A 12879-nucleotide genomic window follows, 5' to 3' on the forward strand; every position below is an offset into this window, starting at 1 on the left:
CAGTTGTCTGACATAGACCACCGTATGTCAGACTACTGACATGAGTCAAGGCGTCATCGAACTCGAGACCTCGCTCGGCTACCTGCTCAAGGAGACGTCGAGCGCTCTCCGGACGGCCATGGAAGCGGTCCTGCGCCCGCTCGGCATGACCATGACGCACTACTCGTGCCTCGAGCTCCTCGCCCAGCGACCCGGCCTGTCGAACTCCGAGCTCGCGCGTGGGGCGTTCGTGACGCGGCAGTCGATGAACGTTCTGCTGCAGACTCTCGAACGCGAGGGCGACGTGACCCGGCCGGCCGAGGCCCGGGTCGGGAAGGTCCTGCCCACCCAGCTCACGCCCGCCGGTCGTCGTCGACTCGAGGAGGCGAGCGCCGCGGTCCGCTCCGTGGAGGTACGCATGCTGCGCGACCTCGCACCCGAGGAACAGACGGCCGCGCGCTCCATCCTGCGAAGCATGATCGCGAACCTCCGCGCGCACGAGGAGGCCTGATCGACCAGGCAATCAACCCGGCCGGTTGACGGGATCGTCAGTCCTCGTCCGGCTCCGTGACGAGGTGCACGTAGGCGACGATCGCGTCGAAGGCGAGGGAGTCCTCGGCGGCGACATCGGGGGCGCCCGCCACGCCGGCGAGGAGCTGATCTTCGGTGATCGCGCTGAAGAGCGCGAGGAGCGTGCGGGAGATGAGCTGGAGATCACCGACGAATCGCAGCCCCGCGCCCAGCGTGACTGTCTGCAACAGTTCGACGACGCGGTCGTTCAGCCGCCGCGAGAAGTCGACGTAGCGCGGCGCGATGGCGCCGTCGCGCATCGCGAGCAGGCGGTACTCCGCGACGATCCGATGCCAGTTGGCCTCCCCACCTACGAACGCGATCATCGTGCGCACGACCTCGGCCACCACGTCGGCGCCGTCGGTCGGCGTCGCCGGCAGCACGTCGCGAGCGAGTTCGGAGGCCTTCAGAAGCGTGCTGTCCACCTCTCGATCGGACAGCGCGAAGAACAGCTCCTCCTTCGACTCGAAATTCGAGTAGAAGGCGCCGCGCGAGAAGCCGGCGCGCTCGCAGATCGCCTCGACCGACGCGGAATGCACGCCCTCCTCCGCGAAGACCTCGAACGCCGCATCCATGAGGCGTTCGCGCGTGCGGCGGCGGCGCTCGGACTCGGCGACGGGCTGCATGCTATCGACGTCTGAAGACATCTGGGCCTTTCCTGTGGAGGATTGCGATACATCAGTGTATCGGGATACATTCGTGTATCGGATACGCCGGTGTATCGAAAATTCCATCCCTTCTCACTGGAGACCGCGTGTCCTCACTGTTGTACTCGCTCGGCCGCTGGGCGTTCCGCATGCGCAAGACCGTCATCGCGGTCTGGATCATCCTGCTCGCGCTCGCGGGCGGCTCCGCGCTCCTCTTCAACCAGGGCACCGACAACGGTGTCTCGATCCCCGGCACCGAGTCTCAAGAGGCACTCGACCGCCTGAGCACCACGTTCCCGCAGGTGAGTGGGGCGTCCGCACAGATCGTGGTCGACGTCGCGTCCGGCTCCACCGTGAACGACGACGACGTGAAGGACCCCATCGAGGACGCCCTCGCGAGCCTCGACGACCTCGGCCAGGTCGACACCGCCCAGTCCCCGTACGACGAGATGATCGACGGCTCGATCTCGGACGACGACCGTGCCGCGATCATCTCGATCCAGTTCGACGGAGCAGCCGGCGACATCACCGAGTCCACGCGCGACGACGTCACCGAGATCGCCGCGACCCTCGCGGACGACCTCCCCTCCGGCGCCGAGAGCGCGCTCGGCGGGCAGCTCTACAGCACGTCGTTCCCCGCGTTCACGATCACCGAGGTCATCGGCATCATCGTCGCCCTCGTCGTGCTCATCCTCACGTTCGGTTCGGCCATCGCCGCGGGCATCCCACTTATGACGGCCCTGCTCGGCGTCGCGATCACGATCGCGCTCATCTACCTCTCGACCGCGTTCGGGGCCGTCTCCTCGACCACTCCGATGCTCGCCCTCATGCTCGGCCTCGCGGTGGGGATCGACTACGCGCTCTTCATCATCTCGAGACACCAGGACAACCTGAAACGCGGGATGGAGCCGGAGGAATCGGCGGCTCAGTCGGTTGCTACGGCCGGGTCCGCCGTCATCTTCGCCGGCCTCACCGTGATCATCGCCCTCGTGGGCCTCTCGGTCGCCAACATCCCGTTCCTCACCGTCATGGGCGTCGCCGCGGCGGTCGGCGTGGGCATCGCGGTCATCATCTCCCTCACACTCATCCCTGCCGTGCTCGGGATCTGGGGCATGCGGATCGTGCCGAAGCGGACGCGACGTGCGATCGCGGCCCGCGAGGCGCACGACCCGCTGTCCCACGCCTCGTCCGATGGCGACACCGTGAAGCCCAACCGCTTCTTCCACGGCTGGGTGAAGGCGGCCACCCGCTGGCCCATCGTCACGATCCTCGCCGTCGTCGGCGCCGTCGTGCTCCTCGCGCTGCCGGCCGCAGGTCTCCGTCTCGCGCTGCCCGACGCCGGCGCCCTCCCGCCGGACGACCCCGCTCGCATCGCATACGACATGGTGTCCGACAACTTCGGCGAGGGCTTCAACGGCCCGCTCATCGTCACGGGCACGATCGTCGAGAGCACCGACCCGCTCGGACTCATGGACGACCTGAAGAGCGAGATCGAAGACCTCGACGGCGTCGCCGCCGTGCCCCTCGCGACCCCGAACCCGACGGCCGACACCGGCATCATCCAGGTGATCCCGGAGGGCTCGCCCGACTCGGAGGAGACGAAGGCGCTCGTCGCGGAGATCCGCGGCCTGCACGACTACTTCCTCGACGAGTACGACGTGGACCTCTCCGTCACCGGCTTCACCGCCGTGGGCATCGACGTCTCCGACAAGCTCGGGGAGGCCCTGCTCCCCTTCGGCATCCTCGTGGTCGGACTCTCGCTCATCCTCCTCACGATGGTGTTCCGCTCCATCTGGGTGCCCGTCACCGCGGCGCTCGGCTACCTGCTCTCGGTGCTCGCGTCCTTCGGCGTCGTCGCGCTCGTGTTCGAGAACGGCGTGGGCGCCGACCTGCTGCACGTCGCGAACACCGGGCCGGTGATCAGCTTCATGCCGATCATCCTCATGGGTGTGCTGTTCGGACTCGCGATGGACTACGAGGTCTTCCTCGTGGCCCGGATGCGCGAGGACTACGTGCATTCCGGAGATGCGCGCCGCTCGATCACGACAGGCTTCCTCGGATCAGCGAAGGTCGTCACGGCTGCCGCCGTGATCATGTTCGCCGTGTTCGCGGCTTTCGTGCCCGAGGGCGACACGAACATCAAGCCGATCGCGCTCGGCCTCGCGACCGGCGTGTTCGTGGACGCGTTCATCGTGCGCATGACGCTCATGCCCGCTGTGCTCTCCCTTCTCGGCGAGCGCGCGTGGTGGATCCCGCGCTGGCTCGACAAGGCGCTCCCCCACTTCGACGTCGAGGGCGAGGGCATCCACAAGGAGCTCGCGCTGCGCGACTTCCCCGCGCCGGGAGCCGACGTGGCCGTCGCCGCGGAGGGTGTCCGCGTCGCCGAGGACGATGCGGTGATCCTCTCGGACCTCTCCCTCATGGTGCCGAACGGTGGTTCCGTCGTGATCCACGGCGCCTCCCCGCTCACGGTGTCCGCGGCGCTCCTGACCCTCACGGGTCGGCTCGCTCCCAGCGAGGGCAAGCTCAAGGTGGCCGGGCTCCCCCTGCCCGTCCGTGCGAGCGGAGTGCGCTCGCGCACCGGGTACGTCGACCTCGGTCGCTCGGACGATCCGGTGATCGCGCTGCGGCGTTCGCTCGCCGAGCGCCCGTCGGTGATCGCGATCGACGGCGTCGACCTCGTCACGGACACCACCGTCCGGGCGCAGCTCCGCGACCTGCTCGCGGGTGCGACGAGCAGCTCGGTGTACGGCGAGCCCGTCTCACCGCTCGCGATCCTCCTCGGCACCACCGGCGACACCGCCGACGTGCTGCCCGCACCGGGCGCCACCCACACTCTCACCCAGGCGAGTGCCGCTCACGCAGCGCCCACCATGGACCCTCGACACGCAGGAACGCAGGTACGCGCATGAGCACCCCCGTCAGCATCCTCGAACGCGCCGGCAGCCGCCGCAGCATCGGCTGGGTCTCGATCCTCGGCATCATCCTCGTGCCGCTCGTCGTGGCGGGCATCCTCGTGTGGGCGCTCTGGAACCCCGAGGACCGCCTCCCCCAGGTGACTGCGGCTATCGTGAACAACGACGAACCCGTCGAGATCGACGGACAGCAGGTACCCCTCGGGCGCCAGCTCTCCGCCGGACTCGTCGGCAACGACGACACCAACTACACCTGGGTCATCACGGACGAGGACGACGCGGAGGCCGGCCTCGCGGACGGGAACTACGTGGCCGTCGTCACGATCCCCGAGAACTTTTCCGAGGCGGCGACCTCCGTCGGCGGTGACGCCGACGAGGCCGAGCAGGCCACGATCGACGTCACCACCTCGGACCGCACCCGACTCGTCGACGACGCGCTCACCTCCACCATCACCTCCACGGCCGCGTCGCTCACGGGCCAGGAGCTCACGACCTCGTACCTCGAGAACGTCTACGTGGGCTTCAACACCCTCGGCGACCAGCTCGGCGAGGCCGCCGACGGCGCGCAGCAGACCGCCGACGGCGCCGACTCGCTCGCGAGCGGCGCGAACGATCTCGCCACCGGCGCGGGCGAACTCGCGACGGGCGCCGACACCCTCGAGTCCGGGGCGAGCGAACTCGCGACGGGCGCCAGCGGACTCGCCAGCGGCGCGAGCGAGCTCAACACCGGTGTCCAGGGACTCGCGGGCGGGTTGAACGACCTCAACACCGGCGCCTCGGCACTTCCGGACGTAGATCAGGCGGCGGCACTCGCGGCAGGCGTCGACTCGCTCGCTGACAACACGACGGCTGTTGCCGGCGGCGTGCAGCAGTACGTCGACGGTCTCGAAGAGCTCGTCGCCGGCTGTGCAGTCGCCGAACGCGTCGACCCGATCTGTCAGGGACTGACGGCAATCGTGCAGGGTGACGGAACAGCCCAGAATCCGGGACTGTCGGCGACGGCCAGTGGGCTCACACCGATCGCTAGCGGTCTCCAGGATCTGTCCGGCCAGGTCGGACCGCTCGCGAACGGCCTTCCCGCCCTCCGCTCCGGGATCTCCCAGCTCGCCGACGGCGGCAACCAGCTCGCCTCCGGCTCGAGCCAGCTCTCAACCGGAGCCGGCCAGCTCTCGTCCGGTGTGAGCCAGTACGCCACAGGCGTTTCGCAGTTCTCCGACGGTGTGACACAGCTCGCGGGCGGAACGACGACGCTCGCGGAGGGCGCCGGAGGCCTCGCGGACGGCGTCGGCCAGCTCGCCGACGGCCTCGACACGGCAGTGGAGTCCCTTCCCTCGTACACCGAGGGCGAGCGTGAGAACCTCGCGTCCGTCGTGGCCGACCCCGTCGCCGCAGAGGGCGGCGGCATCGACTTCGGCTCGAAGGGAGCCCCGTTCTATGCGGTGCTCGCGCTGTGGATCGGAGCGCTCGGGTCCTTCGTCCTCTTGCGCGCCGTCCCCACGTCGCTCGTCGGGTCCACCCGCTCGTCGGCCGCGCTCGTGCTCCGCGCGTTCGCCCCGGCCGCCATCGTCGGCGCACTGCAGGGTGTTCTCGTGGCGGCTGTGCTCCAGCTCCAGCTGGAGTTCGGGGCCGCCGAGTGGTTCGGCTTCGCCGGGTTGCTCGCCCTCGCAGGCATCGCCTTCGCCGCGGTCACGCAGGCCCTCATCGCTGTGTTCGGCGGGACGGGCCGGTTCCTGTCGATGATCATCGCGATCGTGACGCTCGCGACGGGAATCGTCTCGACCGTGCCAGGAGCGCTCGATACAGTGTTCGGATTCCTCCCCGTCGCACCGGCTCAAGAGGCGATCCGAGGCCTCGTGGAGGGCACCGCTGGTCTCGCGCCGGCCGTCTTCGCACTGATCCTCTGGACCCTGGGGGCGCTCATCGTCTCGACGATCCGCGTGGCGACGGAACGCACCGTCCCGACCCGCCGCTTCACGCGCACGACGTCCCCCACCCCCGCCTGACCCCTCTCGGAACAAGAAACGGAGATCGTGCGCGTCGAGACGCGCACGATCTCCGTTTCTTGTTCCGGGGTCAGGGGTGGAGGAGGGTGAGGCCCGTGGCGCGCTCGGACTCGGCCCAGATCGCGGCGGCGACGTCCGGGTCGCGGGAGACGAGCGCCGGCGTCTCGAGCACCGGGGCACCCTTCAGGCGATAGCGCGGGCCGAAGGAGTCGCCGCCGTCGGCGAGCGGGTCGATCGCGGCACGCACCGTCGGCCACGCGCCGCGGTCCTTGCCCTGCGTGACCGACGCCTGCAGGTTGTCGACGAACCGCTCGCCCGCGCCCGGCTCGTTCACTCCCCGAACCGTCGGGGTGCGGCCCGTGATCGAGTAGCCGGGGTGCGCCACGAGCGCCCGCGTCTGCGCCCCCGCCGCACGGAGTCGCCGGTCGAGCTCCAGACCGAAGGACCACGACATGATCTTCGACTGCGCGTAGGCACGCCACCCGGTGTAGCGGCGCTCGAGCTGCAGGTCGTCGACGTCGAGCCGGACGAGGCGCGTGGCGAGGCTGCCGAGCGTCACGACCCGCGCACCGGGGGTCCGCTCGAGCACGTCCACGAGCCGCGCGACGAGCGCGAAGTGGCCGAAGTGGTTGGTCACCCCCACGAGCTCGAGCCCGTCGGGGCTGACCTCGCGCTGCCGTGGCGGGTGCACGATCCCGGCGTTCGTGATGAGCACGTCGAGCCGATCGAGGGCGGAGAGCTCCTTCGCGGCGCTGCGCACGGAACCGAGGTCCGCCGTGTCGAGACGGACGACGGACACCTCCGACCCGGGGACGAGGCGCTGGATCGCGGCACGGGCCCTGGCCGCCTTCATCTGATCGCGGCACACGAGCACCACACGGGCGCCGGCTCGGGCGAGCTGCAGCGAGGTGAAGAAACCGAGCCCGGCGTTCGCCCCCGTGACGGCGACGACCCGGCCGGCCTGCGACGGCAGGCGGGCCGGGTCCCACGCGACGGTGGTCATGCGTGCTCCGAGGCGATGCGCTCGTGGTGGTGGATGACCTCGGCGACGACGAACGAGAACCACTTCTCGGCGAAGGCCGGGTCGAGTTCGCTCTCCTCCGCGAGGTTCCGCAGACGTTCCACCTGCTGCGACTCCCTCGACGGATCCGCGGCGGGGAGACCGTGGGTCGCCTTCAGATGCCCCACCTCCTGCGTGCACTTGAAGCGCTCCGCGAGGAGGTGGACGAGCGCCGCGTCGATGTTGTCGATGCTCTTGCGCAGACGGGTGAGTCGTTCGGTGACGTCGCTATCGGGCATACCGAAACCCTAGCCGCCCGCTCCCCGTCTCAGCCGAGCGAACGCTCCGGGTGCGCGAGCACGTTGGTGAGGATCGGACGCGTCGCGAGCAGCGAGACCCGCACGAGCGCGAAGCCGAGCACGAAGCAGATCGCGATGACGGCGATCGACAGCGGGGCCACGATGAGCGTCCACCCGACGAGCGGGAACACGAGGAGCCCTCCGAGAGCGGCCGACGTCATCGACACGAAGCCGAGCGGCGCCATGACGGAGCGCACACGGGCGGAGTCCATCGTGGCGAGCGGCATACCCACCCGGTCGAGGCTCACGTAGAGCTCGCGCCGGTCGAGCACGGCCGCGGCCTGGCCCACTCCCACCGAACACGCCACCATCAGGAAAGAGGCCACGAGGGTGATGAGGATACCGGTGCGGACATCGGTCGTGAGGAGCGCATCTTCGGCGGTCCCCCCTGCACTCATCGTGTCGAGGAACGCGGTGCCGGATCCGGCGACCACCGCGACGAAGCTCGTCATCGCGACGCCGCCGACGAGACGCCAGGCGGCCTTCGGCGATTCCAGGATGCCGCGGGCGGAGATCAGCTGGTCGGCCGTCTTCGCCGAACGCAGCTGGATGCGGGCGTAGACCGAGATCGCGAACGGACCGACGAGCCCGAGGACCGCGACGACGACGCCGAACGCTCCGACGAGCGCGCCCACGATGAGGGCGAGGTCCAACAGGGCCCCGAGGCTGTTCATCACGATGACCGCAGCCACGACCAGGACGACGCCGACGAGCAGCCGCACCCACGACGTGTGCGGGGCGCGCTGCTTGAGGCGCACGCCGAGCGGGGAGACGACGACGGACCGCAGTCCGACGACGGAGCTGATCGCGGCGAGCAGGGCGACCCCGGCGACGACCCCGAGGATCACGAGGGGGCCGGCCCAGATGGCCGTCGGCCCGATGGGGGCGCCGCCGAACGGGATGAGGCCGACGAGCGGCATGCTGATCGCGTACAGCGCGACACCGCCGACCGCTCCGATGATCGCGAGCGCCGTGGACTCGACGACCGTGACGAGCGTGACGGTCGCGGTCGTCGCTCCGAGGAGGCGGAGGGTCGCGAGACGATCGTCGCGTCGGCGAGCCGAGAGCCGGGCGGCGGCCCCGCCGAGGGTCGCCAGCGGAACCACGAGGAGGGCGAGAGCGAGCAGGCTCAGGATCTGGAACACCTGGGCCGTGTCGTTCGTCCATCGCCAGAACATGAGGACGCCGCCCACGACGATGAGGAGCAGCGCCGTCGTCACACCGAAGGCGACGATGGGAAGGACGACGGTCGCCGGGCTCGCCGCGCCCGGACGGGCGAGCATCCAGGCGAGCCGGACGATCGGGGCGCGACCGGAGGGACGGATCGACGCGTCGGAGACAGGGGCGGTGGCGGGTGCGGGTGCGGTGGTGGTCATCGTCCCGACTCCCATCCGGCGCCGCCGAAGGCGGGGCCGTCGCTCGTGGGCACATGGGCGATCGACGTCGTGGGAAGACCGGCCGGGCCGGCCATGGGCTGGCCTGCCATCGGCTGGCCGGCCCCGGGCTGGCCGGCGGAGGAGCCTGCGGGCTGGTGCGACGGCGCGGGGGCGGCCGGGTGGCCCGCCGGAACGTGGTGCGTGGCGGGTGTCTGCACGGCCGTACCCATGTGGGCGTAGCCGGGGGCGGGAGAGGCGGGGGCCGCGGCGGAGTCGCTCACGATCCGACCGTCCGACAGGCGCACGGTGCGCGAGCAGCGGGCGGCTACCTGGTCGTCGTGGGTGACGACCACGAGGGTGTGCCCCTGTCCCACCGTCGAACCGAGCAGCGCGTTCATCACGTCGACGCTCGTCGACGAGTCGAGGGCGCCCGTGGGCTCGTCCGCGAAGATGAGCGTCGCGCCGCCGACCTGGGCGCGGGCGATCGCGACGCGCTGTGCCTGACCGCCGGACAGCTCGCCGATGCGTCGCTGCTCCATTCCGCCGAGGCCGAGCGCTCCGAGCCAGGAGGCGGCGCGCGATTCGGCCTCGCGCCGGGGGTAGCCGGAGAGGAGCAGCGGGAGGGCCGCGTTCTCGACAGCGGTGAGTTCGGGGACGAGCAGTCCCTGCTGGAAGACGAAGCCGAAGGCCTCGCGTCGCAAGCGGGAACGCTCGCCGTCGGAGAGGGCGGCGAGGTCGACGGCGCCGAGCGGGCCGTCGAACCGGACGGTACCGGAGTCGGGGCGGAGGATGCCGGACAAGCAGTGCAGCAGGCTCGTCTTGCCGGAGCCGGATGCGCCCATGATGGCGACCGACTCCCCCTCGCGGATCACGAGGTCGACGCCCGCGAGCGCCGTGGTCGTGCCGTACCGCAGGACGAGGGACGAAGCGTGGAGGAGTGGAGTGTTCATGTCCTCAAGCCTCGTCGGGCGGGGCCCGGATGGCGTCGCCCGCCCGGATCATCCCGCATCATCCCCTGGGAGGATTCCGTCCGCGCGTCGCTCAGGCGGGACCGGCCCCCTCCCTCGGTCCCCTCTGCCCCCTCGGCCCCCTCGGCCCCGGGTGGACGCGAACTGTCGCCTCAGCACGCCCCACACGACCTCTCGCGTCCACCCGAGAACAGCACTCATCTCAAGTGGTCACGAACGGTCGCCTCAGCACACCCCACACGACCTCTCGCGTCCACCCGGCGGGGGGGGGGCAGCACTCATCTCAAGTGGTCACGAACGGTCGCCTCAGCACACCCCACACCACCTTTCGCGTCCACCCGGCGGGGACGGCGGAGGATCGGACCCGGACCCGAGCGCGAGACACCGCGCCGTCAAGCGGTCGGGGCGGTCCGGCGCGGCAGGCGGATGCGGTGCTGGGCGAGGAGGATGCCGAGGAAGATGATCACGCCGCCGAGGGGCTGATTCCACGCCAGGCTCTCGCCGAGCAGCGCGATCCCGAGCACGACGCCGACGACGGGCGTGATGTACGTGACGCTCGAGGCGGACGTCGGCCCCCACGCATCGAACACGTTCATGTTCCAGAGGTACGCGACGCCCGTGCCGAGCACGCCGAGGCCGAGAAGGCTGAGGACGATCCACACGTCGAGGTGCACGGGCGACCAGGCGACGACGGGTGTGAGCAGCACCATGATCACGGCCGCGATCGAGATGTACAGGAATGCGGCGGTGATGGGCGGCAGGCCGTAGGGGGTGAGGAAGCGGCGCATGTAACCGAAGGTGAAGCCGTAGCAGGCGACGGCGCCGAGGCAGGCGAGCTGGCCCCTCACGTCCCCCGTGAGCGCACCCACCTGCCATGGGGCCACGATCACGATGACGCCGACGAAACCGAGCACGACGCCGAGGACGCGTCCGGTGTCGAACTTCTCCACCCGGAAGAGGAGCGCGGCGAAGAGCGCGGTCATGAGCGGGGTGACGGCGTTGTAGATCGAGGCGAGGCTCGATGACACGTACTGCTCCGCCCACGCGAAGAGCTGGTGCGGGATGACCGCGTAGAAGATCGCGATCACGGTGAGGTGACCGTAGACGCGAGGCGAGCGCGGCAGCCGCACGCGCATGACGAGCGCGATGACCCCGAGTGTGAGGGCGCCGAGAACGAGGCGCGCCCACGCGACCTGGCCGAAGGAGACGCCGCCGAGCGCGACCTTCATGAAGAGGAAGCTCGATCCCCAGATGAGCCCGAGGGCGAGGAACTGCGCCGTGACGACGGCGCCGGCTCGCGGCGATCGGGGGACGGCGAGGGAGGCGGTGTCGGGGGTGCTGGTCGAACTCACGGATCGACGCTACAGCCCGTGCGGGCACGCGACCGGCGCTTTCCGGTCATCGTTGTCGCACATCCCGCCTCTCCCCAAGAGATCGCGATACAGCATCGGGTTTCGTGACGTATCGGGATCTTCATGGGGTCAGGAGAGCGGGAGGGCGCGGTCGTCGGCGGCGAGGCGCGATTCGAGGCCGGCGCGCACCGCCGGCCACTCCTCCGAGAGGATCGAGTACATCGCCGTGTCGCGCCAGCTGCCGTTGGCGCGGACACGGTCGTGGCGCAGTATCCCCTCGAAGGTGGCGCCGAGCTTGAGGATCGCTGCGCGGGATCGCGTATTGACCGCGTCGGCCTGCAGCTTCACCCGCTCGAAGCCGTGCGAGAAGGCGAGGTCGAGCAGGAGCAGCTTGCATTCCACGTTGACGGAGGTCGCCCACACCCGCGGGTCGTACGCCGTCCACCCGATGTGTGCGCCACGGTTCACGGTGTCGAGGTCGGCGAGCGACGACGTACCCACCACGACACGGCCGCCGTCCCGCGGCACGGAGACGAGGAACGGGATGCCCGTCGCCCACGGGTAGTACGACTCCGCGAAGGTGGCGAACGCCTCCGCGTCGGCGGGGAGCCCCGCAGGCCCTCCCCCGTACCCGGCGGCGAACACCTCGGGTCGTCCGATCGCCGAGTACAGCTCCGGGAGATCTGCGCGCGCGAGCGGCGACAACACCACTGTGCGGCCTCGGAGGGACTTCGGTTCGGGGCGCTGAGCGTTCACGCTGTCATTATCCCGTCACGCCGCACTCTGAATCCCGCACCCGAACGACCGGCTGCATCCCAAAGGCGGCTGTGGGCTACCGGCCGGCTTGCATCTGCGAACTCACAGCGCCGACACGGAGAAAGTCGAGCTTCTCCGCGTCGGTGCTTCTCTCACGTGCGGAATAGACGACGAGTTTGATATCGGAGTCGGGGACGGTGACGACGTCACAGTCGAGGGTGATGTCTCCGACGAGGGGGCTATGCACGGTTTTCACCAGTGATCGATGAGCGGCCGCGCGCCCTTCATCCCAGAGAGCTGCGAAGCGAGGACTCTGCCCTCGGACCTGGGCGATGAAGGCCTGGAAGCGCGAGTCGCCGCTGAGGGTTACTGCAGTTCGGCGGAGGTCCGCGACGAGGGCCCGTTCGAAGGCGTCGGGGCCGCCGTGAGCAGTGGCGATGTCAGCGATGCTGTTCTCCACGAACGTCTGCACGATGAGATTCTGGGACGGATCGCCGAGGGCGGACGGGGCACCGAAAAGGGCCCGCCAGAGCGGGGTCGAGTGCAGTAGCGTCCAATCAGCGGCGAACACCGCGAGAGGAAGGTCGGACATCCTCACCAGCATTCGTTGTACGCCCGGAGGGATGTGGTGGGAGACGGTCCCTGCCCCGGGTGGTGCCAAACCTGCGGCACGGTAGAACACATCTGTCTCCGTGCGGTCGAGTTGAAGTGCTCGAGCGAGGGCTGTCACAATCTGGGCTGATGGGGTGCGGGAGCGCCCTTGTTCAAGTCGCATCACGTAGTCGACGCTCACACCGGCGAGCTGGGCAAGCTCTTCCCGACGCAGCCCCGCTGTCCGTCGCCGCCCGTAGGACTCCATTCCGACGTCCTCCGGAAGCAATCGTCCCCGCCAGGCGCGCAACAGGCCGGCGAGAGTATCGGCGTCGGCTGGCATAGCCCCATTCTCCGCCACCC

At 69.8% G+C, this 12879-nt stretch carries 11 protein-coding genes; 3 read left to right on the forward strand and 8 right to left on the reverse strand.

Features of this window, described 5'->3' with window-relative positions; all coding sequences use genetic code 11:
* The first annotated feature begins 40 nt into the window (after positions 1-40).
* Entirely contained in the window at positions 41-490 is a 450-nt protein-coding gene (locus ELQ94_RS08715; RefSeq protein WP_127049212.1) for a MarR family winged helix-turn-helix transcriptional regulator, read from the forward strand.
* A gap of 37 nt (positions 491-527) precedes the next feature.
* Here the strand turns inward: ELQ94_RS08715 and ELQ94_RS08720 are convergent, their stop codons facing one another.
* Positions 528-1196: a TetR/AcrR family transcriptional regulator gene (locus ELQ94_RS08720; protein WP_127049214.1), complete on the reverse strand. Its 669-nt coding sequence runs from the start codon at positions 1194-1196 to the stop codon at positions 528-530.
* Between the two features lie 107 nt (positions 1197-1303).
* On the opposite strand from ELQ94_RS08720, the gene ELQ94_RS08725 reads away from it, so the two are divergent.
* Complete coding sequence (locus ELQ94_RS08725; protein ID WP_127049216.1) at positions 1304-4108, forward strand: MMPL family transporter; 2805 nt, start codon at positions 1304-1306, stop codon at positions 4106-4108.
* Positions 4105-6114 carry a YhgE/Pip domain-containing protein gene (locus tag ELQ94_RS08730; protein WP_127049218.1) on the forward strand — a complete coding sequence of 670 codons (2010 nt, stop codon included), beginning with the start codon at positions 4105-4107 and terminating at the stop codon, positions 6112-6114. The genes ELQ94_RS08725 and ELQ94_RS08730 overlap by 4 nt, the downstream gene beginning before the upstream one ends.
* 70 nt (positions 6115-6184) lie before the next feature.
* Here the strand turns inward: ELQ94_RS08730 and ELQ94_RS08735 are convergent, their stop codons facing one another.
* The 7 genes from ELQ94_RS08735 to ELQ94_RS08765 form a co-directional block, all read right to left on the reverse strand.
* Positions 6185-7117 carry an SDR family NAD(P)-dependent oxidoreductase gene (locus ELQ94_RS08735; RefSeq protein WP_127049220.1) on the reverse strand — a complete coding sequence of 311 codons (933 nt, stop codon included), beginning with the start codon at positions 7115-7117 and terminating at the stop codon, positions 6185-6187.
* Positions 7114-7413, reverse strand: a complete 300-nt coding sequence (locus ELQ94_RS08740) for a chorismate mutase (protein ID WP_127049222.1) — start codon at positions 7411-7413, stop codon at positions 7114-7116. The genes ELQ94_RS08735 and ELQ94_RS08740 overlap by 4 nt, the downstream gene beginning before the upstream one ends.
* 29 nt (positions 7414-7442) lie before the next feature.
* A complete protein-coding gene (locus ELQ94_RS08745) occupies positions 7443-8849 on the reverse strand; it encodes a permease (protein ID WP_243696927.1) in 1407 nt (468 codons plus the stop codon).
* Positions 8846-9799, reverse strand: coding sequence for an ABC transporter ATP-binding protein (locus ELQ94_RS08750; protein WP_127049224.1), 954 nt, complete (start codon positions 9797-9799; stop codon positions 8846-8848). The genes ELQ94_RS08745 and ELQ94_RS08750 overlap by 4 nt, the downstream gene beginning before the upstream one ends.
* 410 nt (positions 9800-10209) lie before the next feature.
* A complete protein-coding gene (locus ELQ94_RS08755; RefSeq protein ID WP_127049226.1) occupies positions 10210-11169 on the reverse strand; it encodes a DMT family transporter in 960 nt (319 codons plus the stop codon).
* 129 nt (positions 11170-11298) lie between these two features.
* On the reverse strand, positions 11299-11925 hold the full coding sequence (locus tag ELQ94_RS08760) for a GNAT family N-acetyltransferase (protein WP_127049228.1): 627 nt from the start codon (positions 11923-11925) through the stop codon (positions 11299-11301).
* Positions 11926-12001: 76 nt separating this feature from the next.
* Entirely contained in the window at positions 12002-12859 is an 858-nt protein-coding gene (locus ELQ94_RS08765; protein ID WP_127049230.1) for a helix-turn-helix transcriptional regulator, read from the reverse strand.
* Positions 12860-12879 lie beyond the last annotated feature (20 nt).

This window comes from Labedella endophytica, assembly GCF_003990045.1.
GTDB classification, from domain to species: Bacteria; Actinomycetota; Actinomycetes; order Actinomycetales; family Microbacteriaceae; genus Labedella; species Labedella endophytica.

Bases quoted from the DNA above. Each gene is read 5' to 3' on its own strand.
- ELQ94_RS08715 (WP_127049212.1), top strand. From the start codon at position 41: ATGAGTCAAGGCGTCATCGAACTCGAGACCTCGCTCGGCTACCTGCTC.
- ELQ94_RS08720 (WP_127049214.1), bottom strand. From the start codon at position 1,196: ATGTCTTCAGACGTCGATAGCATGCAGCCCGTCGCCGAGTCCGAGCGC.
- ELQ94_RS08730 (WP_127049218.1), top strand. From the start codon at position 4,105: ATGAGCACCCCCGTCAGCATCCTCGAACGCGCCGGCAGCCGCCGCAGC.
- ELQ94_RS08735 (WP_127049220.1), bottom strand. From the start codon at position 7,117: ATGACCACCGTCGCGTGGGACCCGGCCCGCCTGCCGTCGCAGGCCGGC.
- ELQ94_RS08740 (WP_127049222.1), bottom strand. From the start codon at position 7,413: ATGCCCGATAGCGACGTCACCGAACGACTCACCCGTCTGCGCAAGAGC.
- ELQ94_RS08745 (WP_243696927.1), bottom strand. From the start codon at position 8,849: ATGACCACCACCGCACCCGCACCCGCCACCGCCCCTGTCTCCGACGCG.
- ELQ94_RS08750 (WP_127049224.1), bottom strand. From the start codon at position 9,799: ATGAACACTCCACTCCTCCACGCTTCGTCCCTCGTCCTGCGGTACGGC.
- ELQ94_RS08765 (WP_127049230.1), bottom strand. From the start codon at position 12,859: ATGCCAGCCGACGCCGATACTCTCGCCGGCCTGTTGCGCGCCTGGCGG.